15 protein-coding genes and 2 pseudogenes are annotated in these 19366 nt (G+C 35.0%); 15 read left to right on the top strand and 2 right to left on the bottom strand.

All coding sequences use genetic code 11. The features are described 5' to 3' along the window. The first annotated feature begins 1 nt into the window (after position 1). Together J7E16_RS09250 and J7E16_RS09245 are read left to right on the top strand one after the other, a co-directional pair. Entirely contained in the window at positions 2–718 is a 717-nt protein-coding gene (locus tag J7E16_RS09250; RefSeq protein ID WP_034547437.1) for a GntR family transcriptional regulator, read from the top strand. Positions 719–862: 144 nt separating this feature from the next. Next, a complete protein-coding gene (locus J7E16_RS09245; protein ID WP_285439403.1) occupies positions 863–1942 on the top strand; it encodes a glycosyltransferase family 4 protein in 1080 nt (359 codons plus the stop codon). Positions 1943–2018: 76 nt separating this feature from the next. Here the strand turns inward: J7E16_RS09245 and J7E16_RS09240 are convergent, their stop codons facing one another. Both J7E16_RS09240 and J7E16_RS09235 read right to left on the bottom strand, forming a co-directional pair. After that, entirely contained in the window at positions 2019–3074 is a 1056-nt protein-coding gene (locus J7E16_RS09240) for an LCP family protein (RefSeq protein ID WP_251006147.1), read from the bottom strand. Between the two features lie 144 nt (positions 3075–3218). After that, on the bottom strand, positions 3219–3857 hold the full coding sequence (locus tag J7E16_RS09235) for a YigZ family protein (RefSeq protein ID WP_214891066.1): 639 nt from the start codon (positions 3855–3857) through the stop codon (positions 3219–3221). A 201-nt stretch (positions 3858–4058) separates the two neighbouring features. On the opposite strand from J7E16_RS09235, the gene J7E16_RS09230 reads away from it, so the two are divergent. The 13 genes and pseudogenes from J7E16_RS09230 to pnpS all read left to right on the top strand — a co-directional run bounded on the left by J7E16_RS09230 (position 4059) and on the right by pnpS (position 19286). Further along, entirely contained in the window at positions 4059–4910 is an 852-nt protein-coding gene (locus J7E16_RS09230; RefSeq protein ID WP_214891064.1) for a DegV family protein, read from the top strand. Between the two features lie 87 nt (positions 4911–4997). Next, positions 4998–6350: an ATP-dependent helicase ComFA gene (locus J7E16_RS09225; protein WP_251006146.1), complete on the top strand. Its 1353-nt coding sequence runs from the start codon at positions 4998–5000 to the stop codon at positions 6348–6350. Continuing rightward, positions 6347–7033 (top strand): ComF family protein, encoded by a 687-nt coding sequence (locus J7E16_RS11595; protein ID WP_214891062.1) that lies wholly within the window; start codon positions 6347–6349, stop codon positions 7031–7033. The genes J7E16_RS09225 and J7E16_RS11595 overlap by 4 nt, the downstream gene beginning before the upstream one ends. A gap of 137 nt (positions 7034–7170) precedes the next feature. After that, entirely contained in the window at positions 7171–7713 is a 543-nt protein-coding gene (hpf, locus tag J7E16_RS09215; protein ID WP_034547449.1) for a ribosome hibernation-promoting factor, HPF/YfiA family, read from the top strand. Between the two features lie 297 nt (positions 7714–8010). After that, positions 8011–10393 (top strand): annotated as a pseudogene (gene secA, locus J7E16_RS09210) (preprotein translocase subunit SecA); the annotation flags it as partial. A gap of 68 nt (positions 10394–10461) precedes the next feature. Continuing rightward, positions 10462–10545, top strand: a pseudogene (locus J7E16_RS11635) (SEC-C metal-binding domain-containing protein); the annotation flags it as partial. 101 nt (positions 10546–10646) lie between these two features. After that, positions 10647–11760 (top strand): peptide chain release factor 2 gene (prfB, locus tag J7E16_RS09205; RefSeq protein ID WP_178377443.1). Its coding sequence is split into 2 segments (ribosomal slippage): positions 10647–10718 and positions 10720–11760, totalling 1113 coding nucleotides; the frame shifts between segments, so codons are not numbered across the junction. A 376-nt stretch (positions 11761–12136) separates the two neighbouring features. After that, positions 12137–12823 (top strand): cell division ATP-binding protein FtsE, encoded by a 687-nt coding sequence (gene ftsE / locus J7E16_RS09200; RefSeq protein WP_034547453.1) that lies wholly within the window; start codon positions 12137–12139, stop codon positions 12821–12823. After that, positions 12813–13703 (top strand): permease-like cell division protein FtsX, encoded by an 891-nt coding sequence (gene ftsX / locus J7E16_RS09195; protein ID WP_214891058.1) that lies wholly within the window; start codon positions 12813–12815, stop codon positions 13701–13703. The genes ftsE and ftsX overlap by 11 nt, the downstream gene beginning before the upstream one ends. A 53-nt stretch (positions 13704–13756) precedes the next feature. Beyond that, on the top strand, positions 13757–14974 hold the full coding sequence (locus J7E16_RS09190; protein ID WP_214891056.1) for a C40 family peptidase: 1218 nt from the start codon (positions 13757–13759) through the stop codon (positions 14972–14974). A gap of 575 nt (positions 14975–15549) precedes the next feature. Beyond that, positions 15550–16734 carry a PDZ domain-containing protein gene (locus J7E16_RS09185; RefSeq protein ID WP_214891054.1) on the top strand — a complete coding sequence of 395 codons (1185 nt, stop codon included), beginning with the start codon at positions 15550–15552 and terminating at the stop codon, positions 16732–16734. Between the two features lie 51 nt (positions 16735–16785). Next, positions 16786–17514, top strand: coding sequence for a response regulator transcription factor (locus J7E16_RS09180; protein WP_214891052.1), 729 nt, complete (start codon positions 16786–16788; stop codon positions 17512–17514). After that, a complete protein-coding gene (gene pnpS, locus J7E16_RS09175) occupies positions 17511–19286 on the top strand; it encodes a two-component system histidine kinase PnpS (RefSeq protein ID WP_214891050.1) in 1776 nt (591 codons plus the stop codon). The genes J7E16_RS09180 and pnpS overlap by 4 nt, the downstream gene beginning before the upstream one ends. Positions 19287–19366: the final 80 nt, after the last annotated feature.

The following is a 19366-nucleotide window of genomic DNA, read 5'->3' as shown; positions in this document are numbered from 1 at the left end:
CATGGTTAAGGCGACACCAATTTATATTCAAATTCATAATCAAATACGAAAAATGATAGAACAAGAAGTATGGAAGATAGGAGAGCGTATTCCTTCCGAAAGAGATTTAGCTATCCAATTTAATGTCAGCCGAATGACACTGAGACAAGCTGTACAAACTCTTGTAGATGAAGGGATATTAGAGCGGAAAGTGGGTTCTGGCACTTATGTATCCAATAAAAAAGTACGAGAAAAAATGGCAGGTATCCAAAGTTTTACAGATATTATGACTTCACAAGGAAGAAAACCCACAAGTAAAACAATTTCCTATCATGTCAAGCCTGCGAGTGTAAGTGAAGCGGAAAATTTAAAGCTTGAACCAGAAGAAATGGTTTTAAGGATGGAAAGAATTCGATACGCTGATGAGGTCCCAATTTGTTTTGAAGTGGCAACGATTCCGTATCATCTTGTTGAATCATTAGGAAAACAAGAAATTACCAAATCACTCTACAAAGTATTGGAAGCTGAACAAGGAATTACCGTTAAGCGAGCTGAACAAACCATTTCTGCTATGTGCGCTTCCGAGAAAATTGCTGAATATTTATCGATAAAACGTGGTGAGTCTATTCTCCAGTTAAAACAAATCAGCTATTCAAAAGAAAATTTGCCTTTTGAGTATGTTCGTACTCAATACGTAGGTGAACGATTTGAATTCTATTTAGAAAAAGATTTACACTAACCAATAGTTAGTGTAAATCTTTTTCTTATTATTTTTACAGTACGCATAAAAGGCAAAACTAAATTGCAATTGTATTTTCGTAATTATATTTGTATAATGAAAGAAAGAATGGCTTTGAAAGTAGGTTTCTCTTTTATGTATAATATGTTCGAAGTTTTAGTATTTTGTTTATTAACAGTCATCATCAGTTTTATACTAACACCACTAATAAAAAAAGTAGCATTAAAAGTAAATGCTATAGATAAGCCTGGTGAAAGACGAGTGAATGTAAAGCCTATGCCAACATTAGGCGGATTGGCAATCTACTTGTCTTTTTATTTTTCATTATTTTTTATGCAAGCTGTACCTTTTAAACAAGTTTTGCCTCTATTTATTGCTTCGACCGTTATTATTATTACTGGGATGATCGACGATTTAATCGAAATAACCCCAAAAATGAAATTGTTGGGCATCACTATAGGAGCCCTTATCATTTATTATGTTGCTGATATTCGTATGGATCTAGTTACATTGCCTTTAATTGGAGAGATAGAGTTAGGTGTTTTTAGCTTGCCGATAACGTTATTATGGATATTAGCTATTACAAATGCGGTTAATTTGATTGATGGATTAGATGGATTAGCAACGGGAGTTTCCATAATCGCCTTAACAACTATGGGTATTATTGGCTTTTTCTTTTTAACGATTGATGATGTTGCCGTTCCTATAATGATTTTTACATTAGTTGCTGCGGCTACCGGCTTTTTACCGTATAATTTTTTCCCAGCTCGCATTTTTTTAGGTGATACAGGGGCTTTATTTCTTGGTTTTATGATCTCGGTCATGTCGCTGCAAGGGTTGAAAAATGCTACATTGATTACGGTTATCGTACCAGTCGTTATACTAGGTATACCGATAACAGATACGATTGCAGCAATATTGCGCAGACGTTTAAATCGCAAACCAATCTCTAGTGCAGATAAAATGCATTTGCATCACCGCTTAATGACATTAGGTTTGACCCATAGACAGACAGTACTTGCTATTTATAGCATTGCGGCTATGTTTTCATTGATTGCATTGATGTATCCATTGTCTAACGTTATAGGTTCTATAATGTTGACCATTGGCTTGCTGTTTGGTTTAGAATTATTCATGGAATTGATCGGCTTAGTGAGTGAAGAAAGAAGACCCTTATTATCAAGATTAAAACGATTTGCTAATAGGCTGAATAGAAAACGCTAAATACAAAATGGGCACAAANNTTTGTGCCCATTTTGTATTTGATCAAGTTGTGTAAGAAATGATGAGTTAAATTATTCTAGTAAGCGTAATTTGTTATGCCGTTTGTTTCAAATTCATAGTCTTCAGCATCTCGTTCATCTAAAGAATCTAATCCTAGTGCTACTCTGAAACGGTGACTGATAAAATCGACGCTATCGGGATAAAGTTCAACCATACTTGCTCCGTACAATGTGAAATCGGTCCATTCAAAAGTATAAGAGTTGAATTTATAGGGACCCTCTAGTCCAGTTTGAGCAATTCCCAGCATTTCATTAAACGTTAAATCAGTACGCATATTTGAACCAACGGCTTCAATGACGTCTGTGTATTTAGTGATCGAACCGACACTAAGGGCTTTTTCCACAATAGCTTGGATCAAAAGTTGCTGTCTTTCGCCACGCATAACATCATTGTCAATTTTCCTTGTACGAGCCAAGGCTAAAGCTTCTTCACCATTTAGAGTCTGATAGCCTTTTTCTAAAGTGATTTGATCCATCTTGCCGTCAGAGTTTTGTTCTGAAAAAGTTATTGGAACATCCATTTCTATTCCACCTAAAGCATCTATAATTTTCAAAAAGGCATCAAAATTAAATGTTACATAGTAATGAATAGGAACATTTAGTAATTCTTCAACAGTCTCGATTGTTGCCTGCTCTTCCCCTGCACTATAAGCGGCATTGATTTTATCTTCTCCTAAGTATTCCTCTTGGTACATGATTGGAGTATACGTGTCTCTAGGAATACTGACCATATTGACTTCATGGCTATTAGGGTCGATAGTAAGGTAAATAAGTGAATCTGTTCTAGAACTGCCAAGCTTTCTATCTTCGGTATCATCAATCCCCATGATCAAGATAGAGGTTGTTTCTTTAATTGGATCTACTTCAATCTCTTTGTTGCGTCCTAGTTCATGATAAGAATCGTCAATCGTTTTTTGAGCAGTTGCGTAAAGAATAGCTGCATAAACCGCTAATCCTAAAACGATGACCAAAATTGGAATCAATATACTTAGGATAATAATATTTTTCCGTTTTTTTCTTTTGGTGGTATATGATGCACTTCTACTAGTATTAGAATGTTTCTTCACGCTCATTCTCCTTCAAAAAATCATTTTGCTTTTTAGGTAATCAAGTAGAGGTTTATACGAGAAAACTGTGGTTTGAAATAACCTGTTTATTTTATCATGAATAAAAACAAGTAGAAAGTTTATTTGAAAAAAGTAACGATATCTTAATATTCAGCTTGTGATTTTTTTGTCACAATAAACGTCTTTCCCTATTTTAAAACTTACTTGTCCATTTAGCCACTCAATAATTTCTGTTTGAAACTGGTTCAGCTGTTCTTGATCAACTAGACACACGAAAGAAACTACATCCGAATAAAGAATATCCTTGATCATGTAGCCTGCTTCACGAAGAGCATTTTCTAATTTTCCTGAGACCGGGTAAGCAGTGACAACGACGATCTGGGTGTGCAATCTTCTCTCAACAATTCCGCTATTATTCAATCCTTGGCTGACAGCTTTTCCGTAAGCACGTATCAATCCACCTGCTCCAAGTTTTATACCTCCAAAATAACGTGTGACCACCACAACAACATTTTTTAATTGTCTTTTTTTCAAAACCTCCAACATAGGAACACCAGCCGTACCAGAAGGTTCTCCATCATCGTAAGCACGTTGGATCTCATCATGTTCGCCAATCAAGTAAGCTACACAATTATGATTAGCTTTGTGGTGCTCTTTTTTAATAGATTGAATAAAGTTTTGAGCTTCTATTTCACTCGTTACACGTTTTAAATGGCAAATAAAACGAGATTTTTTAATTTCTAATTCAAATTGGCCATCTTTTTCAATTGTATAGTAGTGATTTAACATAAATAGTCCTCTCATTAATCGGAATGAATTGCTCTATCTAGATAGTGTACCTTTAGTATGAATATTCAACAAGACCAATCATAGAAAAAAAGCGAATATGGGTAGAGTAAATAAGATGGTTGAACAGCAAAAGAAATATGCTATACTTTTAGTTTGAACGCTAGACTGTGAATAAAAAAAATACGATAGTGAGGTGATGATTTGAGAATTGCCGTGGTAACAGATAGTACCGCTTATCTAACGGATGAACAATGTGAACTGTATTCTATTTACCGATTGCCATTATCGGTTATTATGGGCACTGATGCTATAGAAGAAACAAGTATAACTAATACTGATTTTTTTGAGAGAGTCAAAAAAATGGATTCTTTGCCAACAAGTTCTCAACCAGCTATTGGCCAAGCGATTGCTTTATTCAATGAACTTTCAAAAAAATATGATGCTGTTATAAGCATTCATCTGTCAAGTGAACTTAGCGGTACCTACAATTCAATAGCAAGCTTAGATACTATGTATGAAGATTTCAAAATTTATCCTTATGATTCAGGGATCAGTTGCTCAGCACAAGGCTACTTTGTTCTAGAAGCAGCAAGAATGGCAAAAGAAGGAGCTGCCATTGGAGATATACTTCAAAAATTTGAAAAAATGAAAGTAACGTTGCAATCGTATTTTGTAGTAAGTGATTTGCATCATTTGGTTCGCGGAGGGCGACTTTCAAATGGATCAGCAATTATTGGTTCTTTATTAAAAGTGAAACCTATTCTGTATTTTGAAAACAAAAAAATTACTGTCTTTGAAAAGATAAGAACCAAGAAAAGAGCTCTCAAGAGGATTGAACAGTTATTAGGAGAAGACGTTGCAAAAAGATATCCGATCGTTGCAACAATTATTCATGCTAATGCTGAAGCAGAAGCTTTAGAATGGATAGGGAAATTGAAACAACAATATCCAGCTATACGTTATGAAATCAGTTGTTTTGGCCCCGTCATTGGTACACATCTAGGTGAAGGTGCTTTAGGAATAACATGGGTAGAAGATCAGACAAAGGTTTAAAGCTATTATATTATTTTTATATACGAAAGAAGTTGAGATTTTTTCTCAACTTCTTTTTTTGCGTATATTAATAAAGAGAGGTGAGCGATGATGAGTAATTTTTTGATGGGAAGAGAGTTATTGCAGAATGAGCTGAATGAAGACTTATCTGAGGGGTGGGAAGGAATCATTTCAACAGGTTTTATTACAGTAGGAAAACAGGTGAAGTGTCGTCGTTGTGGATCTGATCGGTTGCAAGATCGACAATCAAATCCCTGTAGTTGCGGTGAAAATTGTTTTTATTGTATCCATTGCCTTGAAATGGGCAAAATAAAAAAATGCAGTCTGCTTTACTACCTTCCAGAAAAAAATCGGTTTTTCCCGATAAAAGAACCCATATTAACTTGGCAAGGCCGATTATCAGAGCAGCAAGCATTTGCTTCTAAAGAAATTGAAACAACAATAAAAGCAGCAGAAACAAGATTGATCTGGGCGGTAGCTGGTGCTGGGAAAACGGAAATGCTTTTTAGCGGGATCGAATTGGCAATAAGGCAAGGGAAGAGAGTATGCATTGCTTCACCACGTACAGATGTGTGTCTAGAATTAGCTCCTCGTCTAAAGAGTGCATTTCAAAATGTAGCACAGATTACACTCTATGGAGATATGGAAGGACCTTATCGATACACACAATTGGTCATAGCAACCACGCACCAATTGATGCGGTTTAGAGAGGCATTTGACGTTTTGATCATTGATGAAATCGATGCTTTTCCATTTGATACGGATAAAGGCCTTCAATTTGCAGCACAAAAAGCTAAAAAGCCGATAGGAACACTTATTTATTTATCGGCCACTCCAAATAAAACGATGAGACAGGATATCACGCAAAAAAAACTAGCAGCTTCTATTTTACCAGCACGCTATCATGGATACGCTTTGCCAGAACCGAAAGCGAAATGGACTGGTAATTGGCGCAAAGCGATTATAAAACGGCAGAAAAAGGCTCTCATTTATAAGGAAATCAAGCGGCTGCTACAAGCACAACGCCGATTTCTTTTATTTGTACCGGATATTGAATTGATGATTGAGTTGACCAGTCATCTTGAAGAAATTTTCCCACAGTGCTCATTTACAAGCGTCTCTTCAGAAGATAAAAAACGCAAAGAAAAAGTACAACAGATGCGAGATGGAGTCTACCAGTTTATTCTGACAACAACAATTTTGGAAAGAGGTGTAACCTTTCGAGATATCGATGTCATCGTTCTGGGTGCAGAAAATCGTACGTTCACAGAAGCTGCACTGATTCAAATTGCAGGTCGTGCAGGCAGACACCGTGCTTTTCCAAACGGAGAAGTGCTTTTTCTCCATTACGGTCAAACGAAAGCTTTGAAAAATGCTATCAGCCAAATTAAAAAAATGAATCGTTTGGCTCGTGAAAGGGGACTGGTGATAAAAAAGTGAATTGTTTATGGTGCGGAAGAACGCAAAAAGAAGTTATCAAGTTAAGAGAATTAGTTGCTTTTACTAAAATTGTTCCTACTGTTAGATGTGATTCATGTTCTGGAAAATTAGTCTCATTACTAAAAGGAACGGTCTGTTTAGGTTGCAGTCGCTATTGGATCGAAGAAGGGCTTTGTCCAGATTGTGAAAAATGGAAAGCCGCATATCCTAATTATCCATTCAAGCATACGGCTCTTTATCAATACAATGGATTTATAAAAGAATGGATAGAAGCCTATAAATATGCTGGAGATTATCGGCTTGGTGAATTGTATAAAAAGGAGATCCAAGCTTTCTTCTGTAAGCAAAAAGAACTAGTTATTCCTATACCAATAAGTGATAAAAGTAAAATGTTGCGAGGATTCAATCAAGTGGAAGGCTTGCTGGAATTTGCAGGAGTAAAGTATACTCCTGCTTTGATCCACTGTGGAACTGGGGAAAAACAATCAAGTAAAAATCGGAAAATGCGTATGCTTTCTCCTCAACCGTTCAAATTAAATGAAGTTTTCCAAGATAGTATAAAAGGGAAATCTGTTATTTTAGTGGATGACATTTATACAACAGGCCGGACTTTTTTTCATGCTGCAGACTGTTTATTAAAAAATGGAGCACAAAGTATCGAAACGTTCTCAATTTCTCGCTAAAAAGTGTCTAAATGTAATCGATTTTATTTGCAATCTTTGAGGGTTAATATATAATTAATGTAAGCAGATCATCATTTGAGTGGTCCAATTGATGATGCTGATTCTGATATACAATCAGATGAAAGGGGAGAGTGTTTATGTTTAAATATAATGTCCGTGGCGAAAATATTGAGGTAACTGCAGCTATTCGTAGTTATGTTGAAAAAAAAGTGGGGAAAGTTGAGAAATACTTTAATGATGTACCTGAAGCAACAGCCCACGTTAATTTGAAAACGTATTCCGATAAAACAGCTAAAGTGGAGGTAACAATTCCATTACCTTATTTAGTATTACGTGCGGAAGAAACCTCACCTGACTTGTACGGAAGTGTGGATCTGGTAACAGATAAACTTGAACGACAAATGCGTAAATATAAAACTAAAATTAATCGTAGAACTCGCGGGTCCAATGCTGTTGTTCCTCCCACTTTACCAGGTGAAGAGCAAGAATCAATGGAAGATGAAGTGAACATTGTTAGAACAAAACGTCTTTCATTGAAACCTATGGATAGTGAAGAAGCAGTTCTGCAAATGGATATGTTAGGTCATAACTTCTTTATTTTTGAAGATGCAGATACAAATGGTACAAGTATTGTCTATCGTCGTAAAGATGGAAAATACGGATTAATCGAAACAGAATAACGAATCGTACTAAAAAATTGAAAAACTTCAAAGCAAGAGAAACTTCTTTCTTGCTTTGAAGTTTTTTCATTTTCTGTTTTTTTGTCAAAAAGCATCTTATAAGCTGTACGTAATGTAGATAAAAAGGTTTCAATTATGAATCAGTAATGATAGAATTAACAAGAATAGAGACCTTTGTCAGAAAAAAGAAATAGCACAAATGTCAAGCTGAAGTCAACATGTCTAAAAAGAGAAATTAAACCAAACTAAACTCAAATAAACAGAAATATAGATAAAGATAATAGGGGAGAAAGACTGATGGCGAATTTTTTACGCAACTTAATTGAAAATGATAAAAAAGAATTGAAAAATCTAAGTAAAATTGCTATGCAAGTTGAAGAGCTTGCGAATGAAATGGCTAACCTATCCGATGATGGATTAAAAGCAAAAACACCTGAATTCAAGAAGCGATATCAAGATGGAGAAACGTTAGATGCGTTACTACCAGAAGCTTTTTCAGTTGTAAGAGAAGCAGCTAAACGCGTATTAGGGTTGTATCCATACCATGTTCAATTAATGGGTGGGGTTACTCTTCACCGCGGAAATATTCCTGAAATGAAAACAGGTGAAGGGAAAACCTTGACCGCTACAATGCCGGTATATTTAAATGCATTAACAGGAGAAGGCGTACATGTCGTAACCGTAAATGAATATTTATCTAGCCGTGATGCTACTGAAATGGGAGAGCTGTATGAATGGTTAGGCTTATCAGTAGGTTTAAACTTGAATTCAAAATCTTCAGAAGAAAAACGTGAAGCTTATTTAGCAGATGTTATGTACAGTACGAATAACGAATTAGGATTTGATTACCTTAGAGATAACATGGTCGTTTACAAAGAACAAATGGTACAAAGACCATTAAGTTATGCTATCGTCGATGAAGTCGATTCTATTTTAATTGATGAAGCTAGAACACCTTTAATTATTTCAGGTCAAGCAGCAAAATCGACCGCTTTTTATAATCGAACAGATTTTTTTGTGAAAGGTTTGAAGGAAGAAGAAGATTTCACAATTGACGTTTCTTCTAAAACAATCGCTTTAACGGAAAATGGTATTGAAAAAGCTGAAAAAACGTTTAGGATCGATAATTTATATGATGTAGAAAATCAAGCTTTGACACATCATATTGACCAAGCTTTGAGAGCCAATTTCATTATGCATCATGATGTTGATTATGTTATTCAAGAAGGCAAAGTAATGATCGTGGATCAGTTTACTGGTCGTATTATGGAAGGCCGCCGTTATTCAGACGGCTTGCATCAAGCTATTGAAGCAAAAGAAAACGTAGAAATACAAAATGAATCAAAAACAATGGCGAATATAACATTCCAGAACTATTTCCGTATGTACAAAAAATTAGCAGGTATGACTGGTACAGCGAAAACAGAGGAAGAAGAATTCCGTGAAATCTACAATATTCATGTTGTCGCAATACCAACGAATAAACCGCTGATCCGTGACGATAAACCAGATTTGCTTTATCCGACATTGGAAAGCAAATACAATGCTGTTGTTGAAGAAATTAAAGAACGCCATGCTAATGGACAACCAATTTTAGTTGGAACGGTAGCTGTTGAAACATCTGAATTGATATCAGGGTTATTAAGAGAAAATAAAATACCTCATCAAGTTCTGAATGCTAAAAATCATTTTAAAGAAGCTGAAATCATTACAAATGCTGGCCAAAAAGGCAGCGTTACTATTGCAACAAATATGGCTGGACGTGGAACAGATATCAAGTTAGGTGCAGGTGTTCGTGAAGTAGGCGGATTATGTGTTATTGGTACAGAACGCCACGAATCACGTCGTATCGATAATCAGTTGCGAGGACGTTCTGGTCGTCAAGGAGACCCCGGTGTTACTCAATTTTATCTTTCTTTAGAAGATGAATTGATGAAGCGATTTGGTTCAGAACGTATCCAAGCTGTTCTTGAACGTTTGAAAGTTAGCGAAGAAGATGCCGTGATCCAAAGTAAAATGATTTCGCGTCAAGTAGAATCTGCTCAAAAACGTGTCGAAGGAAATAATTATGATACACGTAAAAATGTTTTACAATATGATGACGTTATGCGTGAACAGCGTGAGATCATGTATAATCAAAGGCTTGAAGTTATTATGGCTGAAGAATCATTAAAACATGTTACTATTCCGATGATCAAACGTACAATTGAACGTATTGTTCGAATCAATACTCAAGGAACACCTGAAGAATGGAAATTACAAACGATTCTTGATTTTGCACAAGCTTCGTTAGTTCATCCTGATGATATTGCGATGAGTGATTTAGAAAATAAAACAGTTGAAGAAATCGAGAACGTACTATTAGATGCAGCACAAGCTATTTATACTGAAAAAGAAAAACAGCTAAATGGTAAAGAACAAGTCTTAGAATTTGAGAAAGTAGTTATTTTACGCGTAGTGGACAGCAAATGGACAGAACATATTGATACAATGGAACAATTGCGTCAAGGAATCGGGCTTCGTGCATATGGACAAAGTAATCCGTTGGTAGAGTATCAAGCAGAAGGATTTAAATTATTTGAAGAAATGATTGCTTCTATTGATTATGAAGTTACACGCTTATTAATGAAATCACAGATCCGTCAAAACTTGAAGAGAGAACAGGTTGCAAAAGGAACCACTGCACGCTCGACTGGTGATGGCCAAGTAGTTCAAGAAGCTCAGAAAAAACCGGTTAAAATAGATGACTCTAAAATAGGTCGTAATGACCCTTGCCCATGTGGGAGCGGTAAAAAATATAAGAATTGCCATGGAAAAATAGATGAAAAATAAACAGAAATGATTTTTTAATAGTCAGTTAAACTAGAATAAACATAAGAAAGGACACGATTTGTTAGTTGAGTCGTGTTCTTTCTGAATTGGAGTGGACAATAATGGAATTAAGCGAAATTAGAAATTATTTAGAGACAGCAGATAAAAAAATAAATAGCTTTGGGAGGTCTCTTTGACTTAGAGACTTTGGAAAGAAATATTGCTGAATACAATGACAGAATGACAGAACCAACTTTTTGGGATGATGCTCAAAAAGCTCAAACAATCATTAACGAAGCAAATGAATTAAAAGAAAAATACAATCAATACACAAACCTTGTAACCGAAAAAGAAGATTTAGAAGTGTTGTTAGAAATGGTAAAAGAAGAAAATGATGAAGAATTAACAAAAGAATTGGATAGTAAAATCAGTCCTTTCTTAAATAAATTAGAGCAATATGAATTAGATTTATTACTGAGTGATCCATATGATAAAAATAATGCTATTATTGAGCTTCATCCAGGGGCAGGCGGAACTGAATCACAAGATTGGGGTAGTATGTTGCTTCGAATGTATACTCGATGGGCTGAAAAAAGAGGTTTCAAAATTGAAACGTTAAATTATCAATCTGGAGATGAAGCGGGTATTAAGAGTGTAACCTTGCTGATTAAAGGTCTAAATGCATATGGGTATCTGAAAGCTGAAAAAGGGGTGCATCGCTTAGTACGGATCTCGCCTTTCGATTCTGCAGGACGAAGACACACATCGTTTGTTTCTATTGATGTTATACCGGAACTAGATGATAGTGTAGACATTAAAATTAATTCAGATGATTTAAAAGTAGATACCTACCGAGCAACTGGAGCAGGTGGACAGCATATCAATACAACCGATTCAGCTGTTCGAATCACACATTTACCAACAGGTGTAGTCGTTGCAAGTCAAGCGCAACGTTCGCAATTAAAAAATAGAGATCAAGCTATGAGTATGTTGAAGGCAAAATTATACCAACTTGAAGTAGAAGAACAAGAAAAAGAAATGGCTGCTATCAGAGGCGAGCAATTAGAAATCGGCTGGGGTTCTCAAATCAGATCCTATGTTTTCCATCCCTATTCAATGGTAAAAGATCATCGTACAAATTTCGAAACAGGGAATATCGCTCAGGTCATGGACGGTGGAATAGATCCATTTATACAGGCTTATTTGAGAAGTAAAGTTTCTGCTATAGAAGAATAAAGAATTAAAAAGAAAAAAGTCGAAATTCCGACATATTTGATCTAATTGTCTGGATTTTGCTTTTTTTATTTGTAACAAAAGAAATCTATCCAATCCCAAAAAGAAGTCGTTTTATAGAGAGGAATGGGGATGGAAACCTATTGTGAAAATTTTATGACCGGTTTTTTTAAAAATATAAGTAAAATATTTGAAAAAAATAAAATAAAACAGTAAGGTTACAAGAATGATAAGAATTGAAATGAATTTGTAAAGAAAATACAACTGACATAAATTTTTATAGTGATATAATGATTAAGCGTTGAGGTGGAATACTTTAAAATACAGATTGAACACCTGAATTGTGATGTAAAAACTAATAAAAGTTAGGTGATAAAAAATGATTGAGATGCTAAATGTCTATAAGAAATATCCTAATGGCATTACAGCAATTAATGGCTTATCTGTTCGTATTGAACCAGGTGAATTCGTATATGTTGTAGGACCTAGTGGTGCTGGTAAATCAACTTTTATTAAGATGATTTATCGTGAAGAAAAAGCAACTAAAGGAACAATCAAAGTCGGTGGTTTTGATTTAATGACAATAAAAGAAAAGAACATTCCATATTTAAGACGTTACGTAGGAGTAGTTTTCCAAGATTTTAAATTATTACCTAAGTTGACAGTGTATGAGAATATTGCATATGCGATGGAAGTTGTCGAAAAGAATCCTAAATCTATTCAAAAAAGAGTGTTAGAAGTTCTCGAACTAGTTGGTTTAAAACACAAAGTGCGTATGTTTCCTAATGAATTATCAGGTGGAGAGCAGCAACGAATTGCGATAGCAAGAGCGATTGCAAATACTCCACATATTCTAATTGCAGATGAACCTACAGGAAATCTTGATCCAGATACTTCATGGGAAATCATGAAAATCCTAGAAGAAATCAGCAATCAAGGTACAACCGTAATTATGGCTACTCATAATAGTCAAATCGTTAACGTTGTTAAACACCGTGTTCTTGCGGTTGAGAATGGACGCATTGTCCGAGATCAATTGGAAGGAGATTACGGTTATGAAGCTTAGAACAGTAAAGAGACATATAATTGATAGTTTTAAAAGTTTAAAAAGAAATGGCTGGATGTCTATTGCAGCTGTAAGTGCTGTGACAGTAACGCTCCTATTAGTAGGAACCTTTATTGCTATGCTGATGAATGTCAACAAGTTGGCTACAGATATTGAAAATGATGTAAGTGTCAGAGTTTACATTGATTTAGCTACAAATGAAGAACAGCAAAAAGAGCTTCAGTCAGAATTAGAATCACTTGATAATGTAGACTCTGTTGAATTTTCAAGTCGTGAAGATGAGCTAGAACAAGTAGTTGGCAGCTACGGTGATGAATTTAATTTATTTGATGGAGACGATAATCCTTTATATGATGTTTTTATTGTAAATACGGATGTTCCAGAAAATACGTCGCCTGTTGCGAAACAAATTGAAGAATTAGAATATGTCACTCAAGTCAACTATGGTGGAGCAACAGCAGACAACTTATTTAAAACAATGAATACCGTTCGTAATATTGGAGCAGTCGTTATTGTAGCTTTAATTCTAACCGCCGTATTCTTAATTTCGAATACGATTCGAATCACTATTTTCTCACGTCGTACTGAGATTGAGATCATGAAATTAGTCGGAGCGACAAATTGGTATATTAGATGGCCATTCTTAATTGAAGGAGCGTTGATTGGACTTGTTGGTGCAATCATACCAGTAGCTATTTTAAGTTTCGCTTATGTAACTGCCTTTGATATAGGAACAGATTTCTTAGCTGGTACGTATTTTGGATTATTAACACCAAATCCATTTTTATACCAAGTTGGAGGATTAATGTTGGGGATCGGTATTATTATCGGTGCAATCGGATCATTTATGTCAATTAGAAAATTCTTAAAAGTATATTAACTTTAACTAAAGACAAAAACTAAAAACAATCGGGAAAACGGGGGATAACAAAATTGAATAAAAAGTTCATTAACATAGCATTAGTTGCAGCACTAGGTTTTACAACCTTTGTTGCACCTGTAACAGCATTTGCAAGTACGGATAAGGATATCCAAACATCTACAGAAAAATTGGCAGATCTTGAAAATAAAGAAGTCTCAGCGGAATCTCAATTAGCAGCTATTACAGCTACTATTACAGATAATGAAAAAAATGCTGAGTCATTGATGGATGAAATGAAAAACACGCAATCTAGTTTGAAAAAGTTAAAAGTACAAGTTTCTGACTTGAATACAGCTATTGAGAAACGTGAAGCGAAATTAAATGAACAAGCACGTTCTGTACAAGTAGATGGAGATAACCAAAATTATGTAGATTTTATTGTGAATGCTGAATCAATGGCTGATGTTATTGGACGCGTAGATGTTGTTTCTCAAATTGTTTCTGCAAACCAAGATTTAGTAAAAGCTCAAGCAGCTGACAAAAAAACTTTAGCTGCAAAACAAAAAGAAACTGAAGAAAAAGCAATAGAACAAACTTTATTAGCTGCAAAATTAGAAACTTCTAAAATAGATTCGGAACAACAAAGTTTAGAAAAAGAGGCTGTCGTAGCATCGATTGCTGCTGAAAAATCTGTTGTAGAAGCTGAAAGAGAACAATTTTTAGCTATTCAAGCAGTTGCTGAGAAAAAAGCAAAAGAACTAGCAGTTGTTAAAACAACAGCTACTTCAACTCCTGTAGAAGTCATTGCAACAGCAGTTGAAGCAACAAATTCTGATGAAAAAGTAACTACTACTTCAAAAACAGTAGCTAAACCAGTTGAATCAAAAGAAATTGCCGTAACAACAAAAACAGCAACTGATTCAAATGGCTCATGGGCAACAATAAAAACAGCAGCCTATGGTGTTATTGGTACACCTTATCTTTATGGAGGAACGAATACTAGTGGCTTTGATTGTTCTGGTTTTACCAGCTATGCATTTGCTGCAGCTGGAATCAGTCTTCCAAGAACAGCTGGTGCTCAATACGCAGCTTCAACTAAGGTTTCACAATCTGAAGCACAACCTGGAGATTTAGTATTCTTTAATCAAACAGGAAGTATTGATCATGTTGGTATTTATCTTGGGAACAATCAATTTATTGGTTCTCAATCTTCAACAGGTGTCTCTGTTACGACGATCAGTCAAGCATATTGGGCTCAATACCTAGTTGGTTTTGGTCGTATAAACTAAGAGTGTCTATCTAATGAATAAATTATTCTGACCGTTTTCTCAAAAATAATTCTAAAGACACGTACTAACAATTTGTTAGTACGTGTCTTTTTGCTTTTTAGTGGATAGTACAAGTGCAGTAAACATGGCAATTACGGATCTATAATTTTTAGTGTTGATAGACTTAATCTAATGGCATTACTTACTCAATTTTATGGAGGAATAAGGTTGCTTGTAGTCATGTAGAGGATTCAATGAGAATTACACAACGGTGGCACTTCAGACGTTCCTTGGGCTCTCAACAAGCAAACCCGTCCATTCCAGAAGAATTTTTTTTGAAGTATCCACACCATTTGATTTAGAACCGCAATTGCAGGCTTCAGACTATAGCGTAACTCCAAAAGAAATTTCATTTAAATAATTCAAATCGATTACCAGCATAGAGAAATAGAGTCTTTTTTTTAGATAAAAGAAGAAATATTACGTATAAACTGTTTTAAGTGTAAAAATCAGGTAAACTATATTTAGAAACGGATAAATTCGTGATCATATTGATTTAGTTTGATAAAATAGAAAAATAAGTAGAAAAGGAGTAGATGCAATTGGTAGCGAATTTTTTTATTGCACTAGTACTGTTTTTTATTCAACCCATATTTGTTGTGGGATTGATTTTTACAATTTGGACAAGTTATCGCAGGATCAACCATGAAAGAAGTAATCACCGTGTAGCAATTTATAATACATTGTACGAAATTAGAAATTATTTACTATTAGGACTTTTTTTTGGGGCAATTGGATCCATTCTTTTAACTGTAGTAGGCATTCCGGTTACAATGGATTGGATCATAATCTATCAAATTGTAGCAATTGTGAGTTTGATTTTTGGCTATCGCTTCATTCATCCTTTGTTTACATTTTCGATAAGTTCTTTGATTCTTTTAGGAGTATCGTTTGTTCTGGATAGAAGCGATTTTTCTTTTATACCAAATACGTGGTATCGTCCTTTAAGTCAAAGTGAATTTAACGGAACACCATTGTTTATGAACATTTTTATTATTCTTATTTTTATATTAGTGATCTCAATTTTCACGATCAAGAGAAACGCTGATCGTCATTTATCAGCACGCTTTTTGAAAACAAAACGGGGTAAAAAAATTGCGAAATATCCTATAAAACCATTTTGGGTGTTACCACTTTTGCTAATTGTTCCTGGTGAAAGCTTTCAGGCTTTATTTAGCTGGTGGCCAGTCTTTTCAATTGGAAATGAACAGTATGCATTCTTTTGGTTGCCAATTCTAGTAGGCTTTCAATTCACAGTCCAGGCTCAGGTTCCGAAAGAGGCGATAGCAAAATTAGCCAACGACTTAATGATTTTAACAGGAATTGGTTTAATCATTGCAATTAGTTCAATCTGGGTACCTTATGCTTCGATTGCTGGTTTTATCTTTTTAATTATTGGTGGATCAATTGTGTTATACCGCCATCGTAAACGTGAAAAAAACTGGAATTTTCTTTTCGGGCCAGCTGAAAATGGTATAAAAATTATTGGCATTCGTCCTGGTACTCCAGCAGAAAAAATGAATTTAAAAATTGGAGATACCATTACCGACTGCAACAATCTCAAAATTGAAACGGAAGCAGATTTTTATCAAGCCTTATCGAAAAACAGCGTATATTGTCATTTGAAAGTTAGAAATTTGGATGGTGAACTCCGATTGACTGAAACAGCTATTTATGCTGATTCGCCACATGAAATTGGAGTGGTCATTTTAGAAAAGTAGTTTAGATCAAGGACATATGAAATTAAAATTTCTGTATAGGCGGGATGAAAAATGAAAAAAGTATTAATTGTCGATGATGAACAGTCAATTTTAACATTGTTAGCTTTTAATCTAGAAAAAGAAGGCTATCAAGTGGATACAGCTCTGGATGGCTTAGAAGGCTATAAAATGGCCTTCGCCTATCCATATGATTTTATTATTTTAGATTTAATGCTGCCGTCAATGGGAGGTATGGATATTTGTAAAAAACTGCGACAAGAAAAAATTGAAGCACCGATAATGATGTTAACGGCTAAAGACGATGAACTTGAAAAAATTATTGGCCTTGAATTAGGTGCAGATGACTACATGACAAAACCCTTTAGCCCACGTGAAGTGCTTGCGAGAATGAAAGCTATTATGAGAAGAATGAACAGTAAAAGCAATGTAGAGGATAGTTCTGTTGATTTAGATGGTACACTAGAAAATTCTGAATTGATCAAAGTAGGGGACATCCAAATTGACCCTAGCCAATATGAAGTAATCGTAAGAGGTGAAAAAATTGAAGTTACACCAAAAGAATTTGAATTGCTGATGTATATGATCAAGCGGGTCAACCGCATTTTGAGTAGAGAGCAGTTGTTGGATGCTATTTGGAATTTTGATTACGCTGGTGAAACTCGTATTGTAGATGTGCATATTAGCCACTTAAGAGAAAAATTAGAAGTAGATACAAAAAATCCTGTTTATATTCAAACAGTGAGAGGCTTCGGTTATAAATTTGAGGCACCTAAAAAATGAAGAAGCTGCAATTTAGAATATTGATTATTTTTATTGCTATATTTACAATTTTTAGTATCTCTATCAGCCTCTTCTCAACTAATTTGTTACAAGACTACGCTGGCGATAGTCAACAAAAAGCTTTGAGCAGTCAGGCAAAAACAATCGCGAATATGCTCCAAATGAACGTAGAAAAGACAACAAATCTCGAATCAATAATGACTGATTTATCAACTTTAGAAATGCAATCTGAAGAAAGAATGACCATTATCGATCCTTCCGGCGTGGTGGTTTTCGATTCTGTAACCGATAAAGAAGCATTAGAAAATCATAATGACCGCGAAGAATTCCAAGAGGTATTAGATGGAAATGAAGTAGGAACGTCGGTTAGAAAAAGCGAAAGTACGAATGAGACGCTGTATTATGTTGCGGTTCCCTTAATTGGTGAACAAGGTGATCTATTAGGTGTCTTACGCTTAGCTCGTCCAGTTGCTGAGATCAATCAGATCAGTGATCAGATAAAAAATTCTCTGTTGATCTTTAGCTTACTTGCACTAAGTTTAACTACATTCGTTACACTTATCATAACCAAACGGATAGCCAAACCAATCAATGATATTATGGAAGTAGCAGAAAGTCTTTCTGCTAAACGGTATCAAGTTAGGTACACGGGGAGTGCCTACGGAGAAGTGGCAGATTTAGGAGAAACAATCAATGATTTAGCTACAAGTTTAGAAGAACAAACACAAGAGCTTGTTCAAAATGATAAGCGTCTTTCTGAGCTGATCAATCATCTGGTTATCGGCGTGATGCTGATTGATGAGCACCGAATGATAAAAATGGTAAATCCCGCTATGAATATTATTTTAGGCGAAGATGTTAGCAAACTGGTTGGAAATTCTTATATTGAGGCAACAAAAAGTTATGGATTGAGCCACCTGATCGAAAAAGCTTATCAAAAAAATGAAAAGCAAAATGATGAAATTTACTTTTATTACCCTAAAGATAAAATTGTAGATGCAAATATTGTTCCTATTGAAGGAAAAGAACCGGGCGAACAAAATTTAATTGTCTTGCTTTATGACATTACAGAAATCAGAAGATTAGAAAAAGTTCGAACAGACTTTGTAACGAATGCTTCACATGAATTAAAGACGCCAATCACAGCTCTTAAAGGTTTTTCAGAAACATTATTAGATGGAGCAATGGAAGATAAAGAAGTGTTAAAACAATTTTTAGAAATCATGTTAGCTGAAAGCAGTCGGTTAGATTTTTTAGTGAATGATATTCTTGAATTATCAAAATTGGAACAAAAACAAGTACCGATGAAAGTTGAAGAAATCAATCTCACAGAAGCCGTTAGTTCAACCTTTCAACTCGTTAAGCAAAAAGCCGAAGAGAAAAAAATAGAACTTAATATTCTTGAAGAGGATAAGCTGCTTATCACTGGAGACAGTAGTCGGTTAAAACAAATATTAGCTAATTTAATCAATAATGCAGTCGTCTATACTCAAGAAGGTGGTAAAGTGGAAGTCACTATTAAAAAAGAAAATGAGTATGCTGTCATTAAGGTATCCGATAACGGGATAGGGATACCGGAAGATGAGCAGGATCGGATTTTCGAACGTTTTTATAGAGTAGATAAGGCCCGTAGCCGTAATTTTGGCGGGACTGGATTAGGATTATCCATCGTTAAGTATTTAGTCGAAAATTTAAATGGGTTTATAACTGTTGAAAGTAAACTTGGATTAGGAACCACCTTCATTGTAAAGTTGCCGATTCAATCAAAATGATTATTCAGGCATAACGGATGCAGTGAAAAAATGTGAATTTTGTATCGAAAAGAGCCTTGAGATCAGTCTTAAGGCTCTTT

This window comes from Carnobacterium sp. ISL-102, assembly GCF_018612935.1.
GTDB lineage: Bacteria > Bacillota > Bacilli > Lactobacillales > Carnobacteriaceae > Carnobacterium_B > Carnobacterium_B alterfunditum.
Note: the sequence above shows the minus strand (reverse complement) of the source record. Positions and strands in the feature narration are given on the sequence as shown.